Below are 17179 nucleotides of genomic sequence, written 5' to 3'. Positions count from 1 at the left end.
GGAGATTTGAGATGAAGAACAACGTATTTAAAAAAATCGCTGCTATAATTGTCGGTGTTTTATGGATTGCAGGAGTTTGGACAGGTTATCAGCATTTATATGGAGCTGATAATAATTCTGATAATTCCTCAGGTTCGGCAGGAACCATTACGATTGGTTATCAACGGGGTGACATCTTTAACCTGGCTCAAATCGAAGGCGGTTTAAAAGAACGTTTAAATGAAGCAGGCTATAAAGTAAAATGGAAACAATTTACAGATGGTTCTGCCTTAATGGAAGCTTTAGTCGCTGGTAGTATTGATTATGGACGGACAGGCAATACCCCACCAGTCGTTTCACAAAGCACCGGCTCAGATGTTGTTTACGTGACCGCCAGCAGCTCAAAATATGAAGGTAGCGCGATCTTAACGCCTGATGGTAGCACCATTGCCGCTTTAACTGACTTAGCTGGAAAAAAAGTTGCAGTTTCGAAAGGATCGAGTGCTCACTATTTCTTGATTAAAGCTTTGGAAAGTGTTGACTTAGCCCCAGAAGACGTAAACATTCAATATTTAGATCCATCTGAAGGACGAATTGCTTTAGAAAATAATCAAGTCGATGCTTGGGTAGTTTGGGATCCTTATACTGCAGCGGCGCAAGAAGAAATGAATGCGCAGATTTTAACCACTGCTGAAGGTTTCTCTACTGACCGTGATTTTATTTTATCGTCTAAACAATTTGCCTCTGAAAATACAGATATCAATCAAATCGTGGTGGAAGAAATGGCTAATTCACTAGATTGGGTCAACAATCATAAAACCGAAATTGCCGAACAGTTAGCTGAAACATTAAAATTAGATGCTTCTGTTGCTGAGTTAATGGTGAATCGTCGAACCTATGGCATGGATGAAATTTCTGATGAGATTATGAGTGAGCAACAAGATATTGCCGATACTTTTTATCAATACGGTTTCATTGACAATCAAATTACAGTCACTGATGCCTGGTTGAAAACATCGGATTAAGGAGGATTGAGATGAAAAGAAATAGCGTAGCTTCGCAATTATTACCCTGGCTGATTCCATTAATTATTATTATTCTATGGCAAATCGCATCCAGCTTGAATTGGATTTCATCGAATGTTCTCCCCGCTCCTTTAGCAGTAGTCTCAGCCGGAGTCGAATTATTTGAGTCTGGCGAATTAATGACTAATTTAACCATCAGTTTGTATCGAGCGACCGTTGGTTTTGTGATTGGTGGCGGAATTGGTTTTATTCTAGGGTTATTGACTGGGTTATCAAAAACTTGCCGCTTACTTTTAGATTCAACGATTCAAATGATTCGAAATATCCCTCATTTGGCTTTGATTCCATTAGTTATCGCTTGGTTTGGGATTGATGAAGTCTCAAAAATCTTTTTGGTAGCAATTGGTGTAATGTTCCCTGTTTATGTAAATACTTTGCATGGTATTATCGGTGTCGATAGTGACTTGATTGAAATGGGAAAAATTTACCAACTTTCAAAATGGCAATTGTATACCAATATTATTTTTCCTTCCGCCTTACCTTCTATTTTAGTTGGGATTCGATACGCTTTAGGCGTGATGTGGACAACGTTGATTGTGGCCGAAACAATTGCATCTGATTCTGGGATTGGTTATATGGCGATGAATGCCCGCGAATTTATGCAGATGGACGTGATTGTTTTAAGTATTTTACTTTATGCAATTTTAGGAAAAATATCTGACTTGATTGCCAAATATTTTGAGGACATTACGCTTGCTTGGCGTGATCTATAAGAGGTGAAAAAATGAGCGAAGAAGTATTGAAAATCTCCCACGTCTCAAAAAAGTTTGGTGAAACTGACGTGTTAGCTGATATCAATTTTACTATTAATAAAGGAGAATTTATTTCAGTAATTGGAAAAAGCGGCTCTGGAAAAAGTACCATTTTGCGCATTGTTGCTGGCTTAGAAGAAGCCACCGAAGGAACGATGTTGTTAAACGGATCAGAACTACATGGCATCAGCCCAAAAATTCGCATGATGTTTCAAGATGGCCGCTTGCTTCCATGGAAAAATGTCAGAGATAATTTATTGTTAGGACTTGGTAAGAATCGCAAAGCAGACGCTGATGAGCTGTTAGCTCAAGTTGGTTTAGCAGATTATGGCGAACGCTACCCAAATCAACTTTCTGGTGGACAAAAACAACGGGTCGCATTGGCGCGGGCTTTGTTACATAAGCCAACATTATTGTTACTTGATGAACCCCTTGGTGCCTTGGATGCTTTTACGCGTCAAGATATGCAAGATTTGATTTCTCAAATTTGCCACTTACATCAAATCACTGCCTTATTTGTCACTCATGATATTGAAGAAGCGATTTACATGGCAGACCGCGCCATTATTTTAGGTGATGGTGTCATTACTGAGAATATGGCTGTTGATTTGGCTTATCCGCGAGATAAAACCGATGAAAAGTTGCAAGAACATGTAAAACACTTGATGCAACTATTTTACGGGAATAAAGTATCATCTTAAAACGGGATTTTTTTATCTCGTTTTTTATTTACACAAATTTCACAGCAAAAAAATATTCTCTTAACACCTTTTCGTTATGCTATAAGTGTCTTAAGGACAATCCAATTTAGAAGGTGATGGCATGATCTACGGAAAATTTGTAAATGAATGCAGTGAAATTATCGAAGGAATAATTCTTTATGATTTACCTGAAAAAGATTTGATTATTGCACAAGATAAAAAAGGTTATCTGCATATCGTAAAATCTGCATTGTTTGTTTGCTGTCCTAATCGTCAAAAAGCTGATCCTGATGAGATAGTTTCTAACAGTTATCAATAACAAACTGGTCTGTCTTGAAGACAGGCTTTTTTTGTGCTTTTTTTTGGGAAAGTGTTTATAATTTAAAAAAAGAACGGAGTGAGAAAATGGATTATCCCTTTATTCAAGGTCAAACGCCTGAAATCTCTCGAAATGGCTGGATAAAAATCATAATAGTGAATATTATTTCTGTATTTCTCCTTGCCAGTGGTATCATTCATGGTATTTTAACGAGTATTTTGAATTGGATTCCTGGTTTTAGTCATGGTGGGCAAAACATGTTGTATCAGCCTCCTTTAGCAAATGTTTTTGCTGGGATTTTAACTGGTGTAATTTTTTTGTCGATTAATATTTGGGGATTTTCTTCAACAGTGGGCCCTCGATGGAAGGAATTATTTAAGCCTCTAAAGAAAAATGATTTTTGGCAAATTTTGAAGTACTTTATTTTGAGTATGGTGGTGGGAATAGTCACTGGTCTAATCGCCAATCGTTTATTCGGACATGAAGTGAATCCGGCTAATCGCATTCAGGCAAGTCATCCTGGGGCTTGGCTAGTCTTTTTAGAAGGACGAGTGGAAAATTTATTTCAGCTTTTAGGAGAGGAATTTATTGCAATCGCCCCTTTTCTAGCCTTGTTACAATTAGGTCGTTTAAAAAAATGGTCTTCGAAATTTAGTTTTTGGTTGGCGTTAATTGTTTCTTCGATTTTATTTGCTACTTACCACTTGTCTACTTACGGCTACAATTTGGGATACGCGTTAATGGGCTTAACTTTCACCCGAATGGTCTTAACCCTACCCTACGTCAAAACTAAAAACTTATGGGTTAGTTTTGCAGTTCATTATTTATACGATTTATTTAGTTTCTTACTTAGCTTTTTAGTTGTCGTATCATAAGAAATCTTAAGATACCTTGCGTTATTTTGAAAAACTGGTAATATGAATTTACACGAAAAATATTTTTATGCGACAAACTTAACTTATTTTGATGAAGTTTAATCAAACTGGCGCAACTTTAGGGTTGCAAGGATGTATTAGAGGTTTGGGAATATATCGTTTAAATGAGAAATAGTTATTTTTTAGTAATAGTAACACCCTCAACTTTAAATTATGAATATTGATTAGTTAGATAGCCCTCTTGCATGTTGCAAGAGGGCTATCGTTCATTTTACCGTAATTCTGCAATAATTTTTATTCCAGAGCTGGTACCAATCCGTTCTGCGCCTGCTTCAATCATATTTAACGCAGTTGCTAAATCGCGAATGCCTCCGGCTGCTTTCACTTTTACCTTCTCACCAACGACTTCCTTCATTAATTTCACATCTTGATAAGTCGCACCTGCCGTGCCAAATCCAGTTGATGTTTTAACAAAATCTGGTTGAATTTCTTTTGCAATCTGACAGACTTGGATCTTTTCTTCATCAGTTAGATAGCACGTTTCCAGAATAACTTTGCTTAAAATATTGCCATCTCTAGCTACTGAAACAATGGCATTCATTTCTTTACGAATATGAGCCAAATCGCCATCTTTTAATTTTCCAATATTTATGACATAGTCAATTTCATCAGCGCCGTTTTTTATGGCATCTTCCACTTCAAAAATTTTAGTTTCAATCGTCGTCTGACCTAAGGGAAAACCAATCGCAGCACCTACGTGGACTGAACTGTCTTTTAAAAATTCGTGGCATAATGCAACTGGAGCAGAATTAATCGCCACCATTTTAAATTGGTATTCTTTTGCTTCATGACATAATTTTTTAAATTCTTCCTCTTGTGCATCGGCTCTCAATAAGGTGTGGTCAATCATATTTGCTAAGTCTTTGGCTGTGATCATTAAGATTCCTCCATTTCTTTTACTTTTTATGGTAACACAAGAAACCAACTCAAAATCGAGTTGGCTCAGTTCATTTAAAAAAACAAGCGGGAGATTCGTTCATCTCGTTTAAAGGCTTTTCTTTGAGGATTGCCTTCAGATCTCCAAATATTTAAGTGATTCATATCATAAATACATGACCATACTGTATCTTTTCCTGATTTACGATCATACTGACAAATAAAACCAAAATCGCCTGCTAATAATTTTTGAGCCTTTTCTATCGTCAGTTTTTGATAGTACTTTGTTAAATATTGAGACAAGGTTTGATAACGTTCCTCCGCGAACCAGTCATCGTCAAGTTGTACCCGATTATTTTTCATTTCAGACAAATGAAATGCATTAGTTGCCGCAAAAAAGCCCACTGTATCTTTTTTTTTGATTGCTACTTCTTCACAGGTAAATTCGACTAACGCAGCTTGTCCTTGTTGATCAGCTAAAACTAGTGTGCCATTTGAACAACGGGGAATATCATCAATCAGTTTAATGCCTTCGTCAATCGTCTGACATCTTTCTAAGATCAATCTTACTAGCATACCAAGATTGATTCCAGGTTGAATTTTTTTAGGAAAAACAGCCGTCAAGGCAACCGCTAATCCTTTTTGATTCATGCCATCCTCCATTTCAACAAATGCCGTCGTATTTCCGGTAAATGAATAATAGGATTACTCCGTAAATTGATAAATGCAATTCATATAAAGTTTTTCAATTGAAGTTAAGAAATCACTATTGCGTCCTAAAATAAAATGCTGTTCATTTTTCACCACAAAACTAGAACAATGATTCGGGTTGACCATAGCATACATCGGAAAAAGGACTTGATAGAGTTGGCTTGCTTTAATTTCTTGACCATCCGCAATTCCTTGAATTTCCGCAATAATTTCTGGACAGTATTTCTGATAAAACGGTAAACTTTCAGCAGTAAATTTTTTCATCTCCGTTGTAATCTGATAAGGGATATGATCCAATAAGTTTTTCCCATTGACTTTGACTAAACTGCCCCATTTTTTACCAATTTGATAATGATTCCCTTTAAATCGTCCATGATACATATTTTTGCTCCTCAAATTTATTCGGAGTCGACTTCCTAACTAAAGAGTAAGCCAATAAAAATTTTAATGCAATTGAATAATATGAGAATCGTTTTCAATTTTTATTGGACCTTATTTCTTACACCCATTCCTCGAATTAAAAATTTGGAGGATTCACTTGTTGAACGCCTATCAAAAAAATGATAATTCGGCTGTTGCCAACGCTCGACCGCTGCAAAATAAATCGGTAATCCAGCTGCATTAAAAAAGCTTTTACCATTTTGCAGTTGAAAATGCAGATGTGGTTCTGAAGAATTACCCGTATTTCCACACAAAGCAATTAGCTGTTTGCGTTCTACCTTTTCGCCGACTGTCACCAAGATACTCTGTGGTTTTAAATGAGCCACACACGAATATTCATTTTCCGCATGTTGGATGACAATATAATTGCCGCGAATATCTTTTATTATTGGATCAGTTTGTCCTTCTCCTAAAATTCTACTATCACGGCAATCATTTTTTACAGCCACTACCATACCATCGGCAGGCGCTAAAATTTCTTGGTCATAACAAAAATAGTTGTGTTTGTTTTTAAAATTACCAGAATGGCTGTTGCCTTTTTGATCCATCATTACAAAATCATAGGCGTATCTTTGTGAATTAACAGCCCACGAATGAGAGAATTCTTTCGTTACACCACCATTTAATACTACCCACGAATTTTTGAAAGGTAGTGAATATTTCACTTTAGGAATAAAATTATCTTTGTCAGGCATTGGTTTATTCTTATATTCACAAATAAAAATTCCTACTATTTGTCGTAAACTTTGCACCACAATCGGAAGCGCAAATATTAATTCGATTAATCCAAAAAGCCAAAATAACCATAAAAGTTTCCATAGATACCCTTCAGAAAAAAGGCTCGGTAAGCCTAGAAGACCGAGCCACTTCAATTTCCAACTCATCTGAACGATCTTTCTCATCAATGTCCTCCTGATTACTCTGCTTCGTCAGTAATAAACCAAGTGCTCAATGCAAAAACCGCAACAGCAATCGCCACTTTAAAAATATTTTTTTTCATATTATAAAGTCCTTTCACTAAAACTTATCTATCTTTCATTATACCAACTAATTTCCCGAAAAGAATTATTTCGATTTTAAACTCAAAAAAAAAACAGCAATCATTGATCGCTGTTTTCATCTACTAAATTTTTACTGGAGTCGCAGTTTTTTTCAATACTTCATTTAATTCTTCAACATTTTGTTTACCCACAGTTTGCAGCCATTCAATTGCAGCATCCGCACCATCTTTTATGAAGATTGGCACACCATCTGCCCAGGTTGCTCGTCCACAAAGAACACCATTAAAGGTTGAACCTGCTTCTTTGGCAAATACCAAAGTATCTCTAAATAATTGCGCTGAAACACCAGCACTTAAAAAGATAAATGGTAAATGAGTCGCTTCAGCTTGCTCTTTAAATAATTGACTAGCTTCAGCTTTTGAATACGCCACTTCACCTGTCGCAAAGCCTTCGACATAATTCATATTAACTGGTACTTCGACTTTTAGAACATCAACACCATATTTTTCTGCCGAAAATTCTTTCATCATTTCATTAACTTTACGTGGTTTTGCTTTTGCATATTCCAAACTAGCTGGATCTAACCCTTTTGCATCATAAGAAACCAACTCCAAAAAGAAAGGTAACTCTTCAGCACGACATTCTGAACCTAAACGTTCAATAAATGCCATTTTATGATCATTAATTTCTGGTTGCTCATCTACATCATAATAAAGTAAGAACTTGCAAGCGTCAGCACCTGCATCTTTTAAACGGCGAACGGACCAATCGTCTAAAATATCTGGTAATCGGCCAGGAACAGTTGCATCGTAACCAGTTTTTTCGTATGCTAATAACAAGCCACTTTCTGGGTCTTTTTGCTTGGCGGCAGGAATCCCATATTCCGGATCTAGTAAAATTGAAGATGTGTAGGGTGTTAACTGGCTGGACACTAGTTTTTTAAATTCTACAATGTCTTCAGTGGTGGCTTCTCTTATTTTTCCAATCATTTTCTTCATTGCGCCTCGTTGGTCGATTGCTAAGGCAGCGATGATCCCATCTTGATTCAAAGTCTTCTTCAGACGTTCTTCTTTACTCAATGACATCTCTCCTCCAATTTCATACATTACTTTTACATCTTCACCATTTTTTTCAGTCATTTTCTCAAAAGGAATTGCTAGGTCTTCCAGCTGATAAAGTCCTGTGATCAAAGCTTCCGTATTGACTTCATTTGTTGCTAAATAGCGTAAAGCTGCGTGCCATTCAAATCCAGGAAACGGTGCTGAGTAGGACATCCATGAACCTTTAATCATTAATTCTCTTCGTAAAATGATTTCGAAATCCTCTGGCTCAAAAGTAACTGGCTTGGTACAAGTACCTACATAAACAACTTTTCCTTCATTTCCAGCATATTTAATCGCTTGGACTTGCGTTAAATGATTGCCGGCTGTTTCAAAAACAACTTCTGCTAACGGATGGTCTTTAAAATATTCTGCCAAGTCCGTGGTGAGTGAATTAATCAACGTATCTGCGCCAATCTCTTTGGCTTTCTCCAATTTGTGATCATTGATATCAATCACAATGATTTCTCCTACTCCTCGTGCCCGCAAGGCTAAGACAGTCATCAAACCAATCGTTCCTGCACCCAAAACCATCACTCTGGCACCAGCATTATTTTTAACCAGTTCAATTCCGTGAATCGCAACAGTTAATGGTTCGATTGTTGCAGCAATTTTCAAGCTCAAATTATCTGGTAAAACCAAACAATTTTTTGCTGGAACTGCTACATATTCTGCCATCGCTCCGGCTTGTCTAGAGCCGATAAAACTATAAAATTTACACAATTGCGGATGTCCTGATTGACAATCTTCACATTTCCCACATGGAACTAAGGGGGCGACTGCCACACGATCACCTTTTTTTAAATTTTTAACTTCTGAACCAAGTTCTTCTATCACACCAGAAAATTCATGACCTAAAACTTGAGGAAACTGATGAACACCACCATCAAAATAACGTGGCAAATCTGAACCACAAATTCCGACATAGGCTACTTTAATTAAAACTTCCTGTGCTTTTGGTTTTGGTGTCGCCATCTCAGTTAATTCAAATTTGGCAACATCTACCACAGTTAGTGCTTTCAAATAATCACCTCTTAAAATTCTTCTACGTATAATGTGCCTCTTTTATATTTGATGTAGCTATAGGCAAAACATACCACATAGATCACTAAAATTACGAAAAATCCAATACCCATTTCTACAGTAACGCCTTTTGTTAATAAATAAGTCAAAGGTGAACCAGCCTGATCTAATGAAGAAATTTTTTCTCCTGGATTTGTTAAACCAACTGATTGACCTAATTGTTGTTGCAAAGTTGCCATTTGATTAGCTATCCAAATCGTCATAGTCATAATTGCAGTCCCTGAGAATAACGTCCGGAAAACATTTCCTTTATGAACACCCACCGCAATGGCTACGAAGAAACCGATTGTCGCTAAATCACCAAAAGGTAAAATTTGATTACCGGGTAATAAAACTGCGATTAATAATGATAATGGCACAAATAACATTGAGCTTGCTACTACAGCTGAATCACCTAGCATCAACGCACAATCCAAACCAATTCTAAAGTCAGCACCAGAAAAATGTTTTTCTAATAATTTACGAGCTGCTTCTGATATAGGAATTAAACCTTCCATAATCAATTTCACGACCATCGGCATCAAGACCATCACCCCAGCCATTTGAACGGCTAAAGTTAAGGAATCACCAATCGGATATTGTGCCAATATTCCGATAATAAAACCTAAAACAGCTCCGATAATAGTTGGTTGACCAAAAACGCCAAGTTTTTCTTCAATTTTCTCTGGTGTTAAAGTTATTTTGTTTAAACCAGGTATTTTTTCGATTAAATCATCGATTGGAACTGCCAAAACACCCATATAAGCCGAAGATCCATGAGGCATTGCGATGCCTTCTAAACCAAAATACTCATCTGTCACTGGTGTAAAGATATCTCCCAATTTAAAAGCAATCGCCGCGTGAATCACAATACCCACAATCGCCCAAACAAAACTGCCGGTTGCTACTTGCATAATTGCACCAGTAAAAGCAAAATGCCAAATGTTCCAAATATCTACGTTAACCACTTTCGTCATTTTTGTTACCAGCATAATAATATTCACTATAATTGCGACTGGAATAGCAATTAAGCCAACATCTGATGCCCAAGCCATCGGTGTTGTGCCTGGCCAGCCTAAATCAATCACATTCAAACCTAGATTATAGTTTTCCGCCATCGCTTTAGCTGCATCACCTAGATTTGTCGTCATTAAACTAATCACCAAGTTGATACCGACGAAACCAATCCCGACAGTTAATCCAGAACGTAATGACTTACCGATTCCTTCTCGTAATAGCAGACCGATGATGAAAATAATCATCGGCAGCATTACTGTAGGACCTAAATCAACAATGTACTTTATTACTCCCACAAAAAACACCCCTCTTTCTGTCTAGCTATCTTGTAAAATATCTAAAATTTGTTGCGCTGTTTTTTCTTGACCAATCCCGGAAATGAAAGCTACGCCATGAACCACTGGCACACCATAATCTTTTCGCACTTTAGCAGTTGTGACAATTAAATCGGCATTGTCTTTTTCCGAATCTAATTCGGTAATGCGTGTTTGTTTTACGTCGGCGTCAATGTTGTTTTCTGCTAGTAAATCTTTAATTTTATTTGCTGCGACTGTTGAAGTTGCGATTGCGCCGCCACATGCGACAATAACTCTTTTTTTCATAATAAATTTCTCCTTTTTTATAAATACTCTTCAACGCTTGCTTTGAATGCGTCGAGATTTTCCGCGTTTAAGATTTCTGATACCAATACACCATCTTGAATTTTTTCAATTAAGTTTTGTAATTGTTGTAAATGTGTCTCACCTTCACCTAGCACTAACATGAATACTACTTTCGGGTGAACGAAATCATCCTCATCGCCGCCCATTTCGTTAAATTCAAGTTCATTTTGGTTAACGATACAAACAATCGTATCTTTTTTTACATAAGTGCCATCCGTATGAGGAATTGCTACCGCCGGTGTTGTCGGCAAACCAGTCGCAAAGTTTTCTTCTCGCTCATTTAAAGCGGCTTCGAATTCTGGACCAACATATCCTTGATCGACTAAGTAATTACTCACCTCTTTGAATAATTCTTTGCGATCTTTAAAATTCGTTTGAAACAAAAATTCTTTTTCAAACATCTATCCTGCCTCCTTTGTTTCAACAATTTCTAAGTCTTCTTTTTTAAAATCTTGCTCCACTTTCTTATCTTTAAACTTAGTGGTAATTACAATATCTAAATCAGCTAATTCTGCTGTTTTATATAAGGCTGACTTGCCAAATTTCGTTGCATCTGCCAAGAGAATCACCGAACGGCTATGAGCAACCATCATTTTTGAAATTTCAATTTCCCCCATATGATAGTTGGTAACGCCTGATTTTAAATCAATACCAGCGCAACCGAAGAAACCAATATCTACAAAAATTTCTTTAGCATTGTTTAAACCAAAGCTTCCAAATAATGAATCCTCATTTTTACGAACGTTTCCACCTAAAATAATCAAATCAATCTCTGGTGAATGAATCAGTAAATTCACGATTGGAATACTATTAGTCACGACTGTTAAATTTTTAAAATTGACTAATTTCTCAGCTAAGGAATAAGTGCTCGTGCCATAATCTAAAAAAATGGTATCTCCTGGTTCAATATATTTCAACGCTCGTTGGGCGATTATCTCTTTTTCTTCTTCGTTTTCTGAACGTCGACGATCATAATCCGTTTCAATGTTTGCTTCATCTAAAATAGCACCACCGTATGTTTTCTTTAGCAAGCCTTCTTCTTCAAGCTCGGTCATATCTTTACGGATTGTCTCTCGGGATACCTTTAACTGTTTACTAACATCTAAAATACGAATTGACTTTTTCTCTCTCAAAAGATCTAGTATTTTTTGCTTACGATCATTCATCGTTTTCCCTCCTCTTGTAATCGTTACCATAATAATAGCATGTATTTTGCAAATTGCAAGTTAAATTTGGCAAAAGCCAATTATTTTTTTGCTATTTGCAAATTATCATTGCTTTTATGCCAAAAAAATGCAAAAATAATCTTATAAATATATTAGGAGTGAGTAAGATGATTCATATTGTTTGTCCAAACCCTGCAGTTGATCGCACACTACTATTTGAAAAAATTCAAAAAAGTCTACCTAATCGACCTAAAGAAATTCGTGAATTTCCTGGTGGAAAAGGCTTTAATGTCGCTTATGCTCTTCAATACAAGCAACCTGAGGAAATGATAATTCACACAATGTTGGGAGGAAATTATGGTCAACAAGTTGCCGACTTAGCAAAAGATTTAGGCTATCAATTGAAAATTACCAAAATAGCAACCAATACGAGAATTTGCAATATCCTAATTGATCAGAGCCAACAGGATATTTTCCCCTTATATGAAAGAGGATTTGAATTAGATGAAGAAACCTTGAATGATTTTACTTGCCAATTAGTAGAAACTGTCAATGATGGAGATTATTTAGTTTTTTCAGGCTCGCTGATGCAAGGGATGCCAGCTGATTATACTTTTAGAGTAAAAAATCTTTTACAACTTCAAGGCAAACAAGTCAACCTATGTGTTGATACTAGTGGTCCAGCTTTATTGAACACTTATCAAGAAAGTTCGCCTTACTTAGTTAAAATCAACGATGAGGAAATTTTAGATATTTTCCCAAATGAAAAATTAGAAACTACGAACGATTATCTGAAATTACTGCAAAACAAAGTTGATCCTAAAATTCCCTATTTTATTATCACGCTAGGAAAAGATGGTGTGATTGCTCGAGCAAAAGGAACATTCTACTTTGCAAGTGCAAAAAAAGTGATAGCAAATAATCCAATTGCCTCTGGTGATTTCTTTTTAGGACGCTTAATGGCTGGTTTATCCCAGCATCAAACTTTTTCTAAAACCTTACAAGATGCAGTTACTTTTTCAACCACCAATGTTTTGAATTGGTATCCTGAAGTTTTTTCAGAACAATTACTCGAAGTTGCTCAAACAATTACAATAAAAGAATTATAAAAATAACCTTCTCATCATTTGAGAAGGTTTTTATTAACTTAAATTTATTGAAATCTAACTTATAATCATTATTAATGCGTATCGTTTTTAATTATTTTGATTATTATGTACACTGGAATTACAAGTTGAATTGATTTATTCAGAAAAGAGGTGTATCAGATGATTTATCAGACTGTTACTTGGAAGGTTTTTGATGATCCTCAGCAAAGCATGATCCATGATGAAATTATCCATTTTATTGATGTTGACAGCCAACAAGCCGCTGAAATGAATATCATCACGAAAAGCTCAGATTATAATGAGGTTTTAGAACATATTTTTTCTGATGAGAAAGCCAGTGATAATATCAAATTTTTTAACTCTGAAGGTGAATATTTCGCCGCACGATTATAAGAAAATCACCTAAAAAAGAAGCTTACTCGATTGATAGAGTAAGCTTCTTTTTTACTTAAGCTAATTGTTGAATAATCTCATTTGCAATTTCTTGCGGGCATCGATGGGAAGTTTCAACTGTTATTTTAGCAAGCTTTTCATATAAGTTTTTTCTACTATAAAATAATTCCTTGATTTCGCTATCAGCTTTATTTGTCGCATTAGGGCGGATATTTTCTTCGTCGTTTCGAATGCGATCGATTAAAACATCTGGGTTGGTTTTTAAATAAATGACCTTTTTATCTGCCAAAACATCTTGATTTTCTTCCTGCAAAATGACTCCACCACCGGTAGCAATCACCGATGATTGGTTAATGGCTTCTTTTAATAAATTCGTTTCATGCTTACGAAATGCCGCTTCACCATGATTCTTAAAAAATTCACTAATTGAACCAATTCTTTCAACTAAAACATCGTCCATATCAACCCGTTGGCAGTCCAATATTTTTGCTACCTCTTGGCTAATTGTTGTTTTCCCTGCTCCCATAAAACCAATTAAAATGATTGCTTCCATTGAACTTCCCCTTTTCTCTTATAAATATGATTGGAAATCACTTAATAAAATCTTGTGAATCTCTCCTTTGCCAATTTCCGGCACAATTACAATCTGGATATTTTTTCCGCGAACTTTTTTATCATGCAGGATTGCTTGGTAAATCTTTTTTGACTGCCAAGGTGTAAAGCTAGCTGGTAACTGATATTTTTTTACCATCTGGCTTATTTCTTCAGCTAAACCAGCTTGACTCAATCCCTTTTCTTCTGCTGCTTTAGTCATTTGAACCATGCCAATCGCAACTGCTTCTCCGTGAGTAATATTTTCATAATGCTGGCTCGCTTCCAACCCATGTCCAATCGTATGACCAAAATTTAGTAGTAGTCGCTCGCTTTCATCAAATTCATCTGCTTCTACTAACTTTTTCTTCACTAATAGGGCCTTCTCAATGATACTAACGCTATTTGGTAATACCTCGTTAAGTCCACTTAATGATCGCAATTGTTGCCATAAGTTTTTATCTTGAATTAAAGCGCATTTGATTACTTCAGCCATTCCTTCAGCTAATCGATTTTGCGGTAGTGTTTTTAGTGTTGTTGGATCAATCAAGACACCATCCGGCTGTGCAAAAGTGCCAATAATATTCTTAGCCTTTTGACTATTCACACCAGTTTTTCCACCAATACTAGAATCTACTTGCGCCAGTAAAGAAGTCGGAACTTGAATAAAGTGCAATCCTCGCATATAGGTTGATGCAACAAAACCGGTTAAATCCCCAATTACGCCGCCACCTAATCCAATCAGTGCATCACTACGACTAAAATCATTTTCAGTTAAAAAGTCGTAAAGCTGATTGGCAGTTTCCAGTGACTTACTTTTTTCTCCAGCGGGAATAATGTAGTGAACCACTTCAAAGCCATGTTTTTTCAAATCAGCTAACACCGCTGCACCGTAAATCGGAAATACGTTACTGTCACTAATCAAGGCAATCTTTCTGGCAGACCATTTTTCAGCTACCCAAGCACCGAGTTTTTTTAAAGCATCTTCTTCCAGTAAAATATCATAACTCTTGCTGCCTAGTTCAATTTTTAGCAAGGCTACTTGCCTCCTCTGAAAGTCCATTCACTTTTTTCATTGCTTCTGCTAAAATATCGACTTCTTTCATCATTTGCATGTAATTTTTTTCATTTAATGACTGATCTCCATCTGACCAGGCATTGACTGGGTCAGGGTGAATCTCTACGATCATACCATCAGCACCACTAGCAACACCGGCACGAGCCATTGGTGCTACCAAATCCCAGACACCTGTTCCATGACTAGGATCAACGATCACTGGGAAATGGCTTAATTTTTTAATGATTGGCACCGCACTTAAGTCTAAAGTATTGCGGGTTGCTTTTTCATATGTCCGAATACCACGTTCAATAAATAAGATATTGAAATTATTTTGCACCGCAATGTATTCAGCCGCATTCAACCATTCCTCAATTGTTCCCGAAATACCGCGCTTTAAGCCAATCGGTTTTCCTGTTTTACCGACAGCCTCTAACAAACGGAAATTTTGCATGTTTCGGGCACCAATCTGAATAATGTCTGCGTATTTTGCTACTACATCAATGTGACCCTCATCCATTACTTCCGTGATTACTTTCAAATCATGGGCATCAGCGGCTTTTCGCATCATTTTCAAGCCATCTTCTCCCAGACCTTGGAAAGCGTAAGGTGAAGTTCTCGGCTTGTAGGCCCCACCACGTAAAATTTTAGCGCCGCCAGCTTTTGCCATGCGAGCTGCTTCCATAATCTGTTCTTCCCCTTCGACTGAACAAGGTCCTGCCATCGTGACAAAATCTCCAGCGCCGATTTTCACCCCATCAACATCTACGACAGTATCTTGTGGATGAAATTCTCGGGAAGTCAGCTTGTAACTGTTGGTAATCGGTACGACCCGCTCTACAGAATCATACCGCTGGAAAGAAACATTTTGCAAAATCTCCGGGTCACCCAATAAACCTAAGACAATTCGATCTCTTCCGTGATTGATTTGTACGTCTAAACCTTTTTCTTTAATTGTGGTAATAATTGGCTGTAACTGACTTTCAGTTACTTCTTGCTTCATAATTAAAATCATATATCCTAAACCCCTTTATTTTTGAATTTCCGCTTCTAACAATGGTCGAATCACATCTAATGGCATTTTTTCACCCGTCCATAATTCAAATGCTGCAGCTCCTTGATGTAGCAACATTCCCAAACCATTAATTGCTACCGCGCCCTTTTCCGCAGCTGCTTTTAATAATTTTGTTTCCGCTGGATGATAAATGACATCGAAAACAGGTAAATCAGCTCTTAATAAATCAACATCTCCAATTGGCATCTGATCAGGCTGCGGATCCATGCCAACATTGGTACCATTAATTAATAAATCACTCTCTGCTAAAGCATCAGCGACTACTTTCGGGTCCGCTAAATCGCCGAGTTTTATTTTACAGCCAGTTTCTTGTTCAATTTCTTTCAGCTTAGGAGCGATTGTTTGATAAAATTCATCTTTAATATTTAATACGTCAATTGCACTAGCTCCCTCAATTGCTGCTTGCGTAATAATTGCAGTTGCTGCACCACCAGCTCCTAAAACTGTAATTTTTTTATTCTTTACACTTAAATCATGCTCTGCCAAACTAGCTAAACAACCAGTCCCGTCTGTCGTGTGACCAACTAATTTGCCATCTTGATTGACAATCGTATTAATTGCTCCAATCAAACGAGCAGCTTGACTCAATTCATCGACATGTTCAATCGCTGCCATCTTATGGGGCATCGAAAGATTAATTCCTAAAAGTTCTAAATCGCGAATCGCTTGGATACTACGGCCCAACGTCTCAGGCTGAATATCAAAACTTAAGTAGACAGCGTCAATTCCTAATTCTCGAAATGCTGTCGTATGCATCGTTGGCGAAAAGCTGTGCCTTGCTGGCAGTGCATATAAACCTGCCAATCTTGTTTTTCCCGAAATTTGTTTTTCCATACGTACCTCCTTCAAATAATAAAAGCAAAAAAGACTCATTGTAGATAAAAACCTACAATGAGTCTTCCACCAGAAAAAATGGTATTGAAAAAGCCACTATAGATTTTTCATCTACGTGGCGAACGTCATCTCAAAATCCTTCAGCCATCATAGACGCAAACTTGTTTGCCGTTTGCATCCATCATGTATGAATACAAACCTACCTAAAATAGCTAAAGTAATAATTATTCAGTTGTGGGGTCATATTTTTTATCATATCGATCGCTCCAAACTGTTTTTTTAAGATTGGCTTAATTCTAGACGGGTGTTCTAT

At 36.8% G+C, this 17179-nt stretch carries 19 protein-coding genes and 2 pseudogenes; 7 read left to right on the top strand and 14 right to left on the bottom strand.

The features are described 5' to 3' along the window. The first annotated feature begins 11 nt into the window (after positions 1-11). From ID741_RS18860 to ID741_RS18840, 5 genes are all read left to right on the top strand, one after another. Positions 12-1004: an aliphatic sulfonate ABC transporter substrate-binding protein gene (locus ID741_RS18860; protein ID WP_438721191.1), complete on the top strand. Its 993-nt coding sequence runs from the start codon at positions 12-14 to the stop codon at positions 1002-1004. A gap of 11 nt (positions 1005-1015) precedes the next feature. Next, a complete protein-coding gene (locus ID741_RS18855) occupies positions 1016-1777 on the top strand; it encodes an ABC transporter permease subunit (protein ID WP_438721190.1) in 762 nt (253 codons plus the stop codon). 11 nt (positions 1778-1788) lie between these two features. Further along, complete coding sequence (locus ID741_RS18850; protein ID WP_218326041.1) at positions 1789-2517, top strand: ABC transporter ATP-binding protein; 729 nt, start codon at positions 1789-1791, stop codon at positions 2515-2517. 121 nt (positions 2518-2638) lie between these two features. Continuing rightward, positions 2639-2836: a hypothetical protein gene (locus ID741_RS18845; RefSeq protein ID WP_218326042.1), complete on the top strand. Its 198-nt coding sequence runs from the start codon at positions 2639-2641 to the stop codon at positions 2834-2836. 86 nt (positions 2837-2922) lie between these two features. After that, positions 2923-3711 (top strand): lysostaphin resistance A-like protein, encoded by a 789-nt coding sequence (locus tag ID741_RS18840; protein WP_438721189.1) that lies wholly within the window; start codon positions 2923-2925, stop codon positions 3709-3711. A gap of 271 nt (positions 3712-3982) precedes the next feature. On the opposite strand, the gene deoC is transcribed toward ID741_RS18840, so the two are convergent. The 10 genes and pseudogenes from deoC to ID741_RS18790 form a co-directional block, all read right to left on the bottom strand. Then, positions 3983-4648, bottom strand: a complete 666-nt coding sequence (deoC, locus tag ID741_RS18835; protein ID WP_218326044.1) for a deoxyribose-phosphate aldolase — start codon at positions 4646-4648, stop codon at positions 3983-3985. A 74-nt stretch (positions 4649-4722) separates the two neighbouring features. Beyond that, positions 4723-5334: pseudogene (locus ID741_RS18830) on the bottom strand (C45 family autoproteolytic acyltransferase/hydolase); the annotation flags it as partial. An 18-nt stretch (positions 5335-5352) separates the two neighbouring features. Then, a complete protein-coding gene (locus tag ID741_RS18825; RefSeq protein ID WP_438721188.1) occupies positions 5353-5739 on the bottom strand; it encodes a hypothetical protein in 387 nt (128 codons plus the stop codon). A gap of 101 nt (positions 5740-5840) precedes the next feature. Then, the gene (locus ID741_RS18820; RefSeq protein WP_438721187.1) at positions 5841-6701 is read right to left on the bottom strand and encodes a M23 family metallopeptidase; all 861 of its coding nucleotides are present in this window, start codon (positions 6699-6701) and stop codon (positions 5841-5843) included. A gap of 221 nt (positions 6702-6922) precedes the next feature. Further along, a complete protein-coding gene (gene lacD, locus ID741_RS18815; RefSeq protein ID WP_218326185.1) occupies positions 6923-7885 on the bottom strand; it encodes a tagatose-bisphosphate aldolase in 963 nt (320 codons plus the stop codon). A gap of 27 nt (positions 7886-7912) precedes the next feature. After that, a pseudogene (locus tag ID741_RS18810) lies at positions 7913-8875 on the bottom strand (galactitol-1-phosphate 5-dehydrogenase); the annotation flags it as partial. A 59-nt stretch (positions 8876-8934) separates the two neighbouring features. After that, positions 8935-10275, bottom strand: a complete 1341-nt coding sequence (locus ID741_RS18805) for a PTS galactitol transporter subunit IIC (RefSeq protein ID WP_438721186.1) — start codon at positions 10273-10275, stop codon at positions 8935-8937. A 21-nt stretch (positions 10276-10296) separates the two neighbouring features. Next, positions 10297-10581 (bottom strand): PTS galactitol transporter subunit IIB, encoded by a 285-nt coding sequence (gene gatB / locus ID741_RS18800; RefSeq protein WP_218326048.1) that lies wholly within the window; start codon positions 10579-10581, stop codon positions 10297-10299. 17 nt (positions 10582-10598) lie between these two features. Further along, positions 10599-11042 (bottom strand): PTS sugar transporter subunit IIA, encoded by a 444-nt coding sequence (locus ID741_RS18795; RefSeq protein ID WP_218326049.1) that lies wholly within the window; start codon positions 11040-11042, stop codon positions 10599-10601. Further along, positions 11043-11807 (bottom strand): DeoR/GlpR family DNA-binding transcription regulator, encoded by a 765-nt coding sequence (locus ID741_RS18790; RefSeq protein WP_218326050.1) that lies wholly within the window; start codon positions 11805-11807, stop codon positions 11043-11045. Positions 11808-11974: 167 nt separating this feature from the next. Here ID741_RS18790 and ID741_RS18785 point away from each other — a divergent pair, with 167 nt between their 5' ends. Next, entirely contained in the window at positions 11975-12916 is a 942-nt protein-coding gene (locus ID741_RS18785) for a 1-phosphofructokinase family hexose kinase (RefSeq protein ID WP_438721185.1), read from the top strand. Between the two features lie 159 nt (positions 12917-13075). Further along, positions 13076-13309: a hypothetical protein gene (locus ID741_RS18780; RefSeq protein ID WP_438721184.1), complete on the top strand. Its 234-nt coding sequence runs from the start codon at positions 13076-13078 to the stop codon at positions 13307-13309. A gap of 55 nt (positions 13310-13364) precedes the next feature. Here ID741_RS18780 and ID741_RS18775 read toward each other — a convergent pair whose 3' ends face one another. From ID741_RS18775 to aroE, 4 genes are read right to left on the bottom strand one after another with little or no spacing between them, the layout of a single operon-like run. Continuing rightward, positions 13365-13862 (bottom strand): shikimate kinase, encoded by a 498-nt coding sequence (locus ID741_RS18775; RefSeq protein WP_218326053.1) that lies wholly within the window; start codon positions 13860-13862, stop codon positions 13365-13367. 18 nt (positions 13863-13880) lie between these two features. Continuing rightward, entirely contained in the window at positions 13881-14936 is a 1056-nt protein-coding gene (gene aroB / locus ID741_RS18770; protein WP_438721183.1) for a 3-dehydroquinate synthase, read from the bottom strand. After that, positions 14923-15972 carry a 3-deoxy-7-phosphoheptulonate synthase gene (aroF, locus tag ID741_RS18765; protein WP_438721182.1) on the bottom strand — a complete coding sequence of 350 codons (1050 nt, stop codon included), beginning with the start codon at positions 15970-15972 and terminating at the stop codon, positions 14923-14925. The genes aroB and aroF overlap by 14 nt, the downstream gene beginning before the upstream one ends. A gap of 15 nt (positions 15973-15987) precedes the next feature. Then, positions 15988-16866: a shikimate dehydrogenase gene (gene aroE, locus ID741_RS18760; RefSeq protein WP_438721181.1), complete on the bottom strand. Its 879-nt coding sequence runs from the start codon at positions 16864-16866 to the stop codon at positions 15988-15990. Between the last annotated feature and the right edge of the window lie 313 nt (positions 16867-17179).

This window comes from Enterococcus sp. AZ103 (assembly GCF_051714685.1).
Taxonomy (GTDB): domain Bacteria; phylum Bacillota; class Bacilli; order Lactobacillales; family Enterococcaceae; genus Enterococcus_A; species Enterococcus_A alishanensis.
The sequence above is the reverse complement of the archived record's forward strand: the minus strand, read 5'-3'. Positions and strand labels throughout refer to the sequence as shown.

Bases quoted from the DNA above. Each gene is read 5' to 3' on its own strand.
- ID741_RS18840 (WP_438721189.1), top strand. From the start codon at position 2,923: ATGGATTATCCCTTTATTCAAGGTCAAACGCCTGAAATCTCTCGAAAT.
- aroE (WP_438721181.1), bottom strand. From the start codon at position 16,866: ATGGAAAAACAAATTTCGGGAAAAACAAGATTGGCAGGTTTATATGCA.
- ID741_RS18785 (WP_438721185.1), top strand. From the start codon at position 11,975: ATGATTCATATTGTTTGTCCAAACCCTGCAGTTGATCGCACACTACTA.
- ID741_RS18795 (WP_218326049.1), bottom strand. From the start codon at position 11,042: ATGTTTGAAAAAGAATTTTTGTTTCAAACGAATTTTAAAGATCGCAAA.
- ID741_RS18860 (WP_438721191.1), top strand. From the start codon at position 12: ATGAAGAACAACGTATTTAAAAAAATCGCTGCTATAATTGTCGGTGTT.
- aroF (WP_438721182.1), bottom strand. From the start codon at position 15,972: ATGATTTTAATTATGAAGCAAGAAGTAACTGAAAGTCAGTTACAGCCA.
- deoC (WP_218326044.1), bottom strand. From the start codon at position 4,648: ATGATCACAGCCAAAGACTTAGCAAATATGATTGACCACACCTTATTG.
- ID741_RS18780 (WP_438721184.1), top strand. From the start codon at position 13,076: ATGATTTATCAGACTGTTACTTGGAAGGTTTTTGATGATCCTCAGCAA.
- ID741_RS18775 (WP_218326053.1), bottom strand. From the start codon at position 13,862: ATGGAAGCAATCATTTTAATTGGTTTTATGGGAGCAGGGAAAACAACA.
- ID741_RS18825 (WP_438721188.1), bottom strand. From the start codon at position 5,739: ATGTATCATGGACGATTTAAAGGGAATCATTATCAAATTGGTAAAAAA.
- ID741_RS18855 (WP_438721190.1), top strand. From the start codon at position 1,016: ATGAAAAGAAATAGCGTAGCTTCGCAATTATTACCCTGGCTGATTCCA.
- ID741_RS18845 (WP_218326042.1), top strand. From the start codon at position 2,639: ATGATCTACGGAAAATTTGTAAATGAATGCAGTGAAATTATCGAAGGA.
- ID741_RS18790 (WP_218326050.1), bottom strand. From the start codon at position 11,807: ATGAATGATCGTAAGCAAAAAATACTAGATCTTTTGAGAGAGAAAAAG.
- gatB (WP_218326048.1), bottom strand. From the start codon at position 10,581: ATGAAAAAAAGAGTTATTGTCGCATGTGGCGGCGCAATCGCAACTTCA.
- ID741_RS18820 (WP_438721187.1), bottom strand. From the start codon at position 6,701: ATGAGAAAGATCGTTCAGATGAGTTGGAAATTGAAGTGGCTCGGTCTT.
- lacD (WP_218326185.1), bottom strand. From the start codon at position 7,885: ATGTCATTGAGTAAAGAAGAACGTCTGAAGAAGACTTTGAATCAAGAT.
- ID741_RS18850 (WP_218326041.1), top strand. From the start codon at position 1,789: ATGAGCGAAGAAGTATTGAAAATCTCCCACGTCTCAAAAAAGTTTGGT.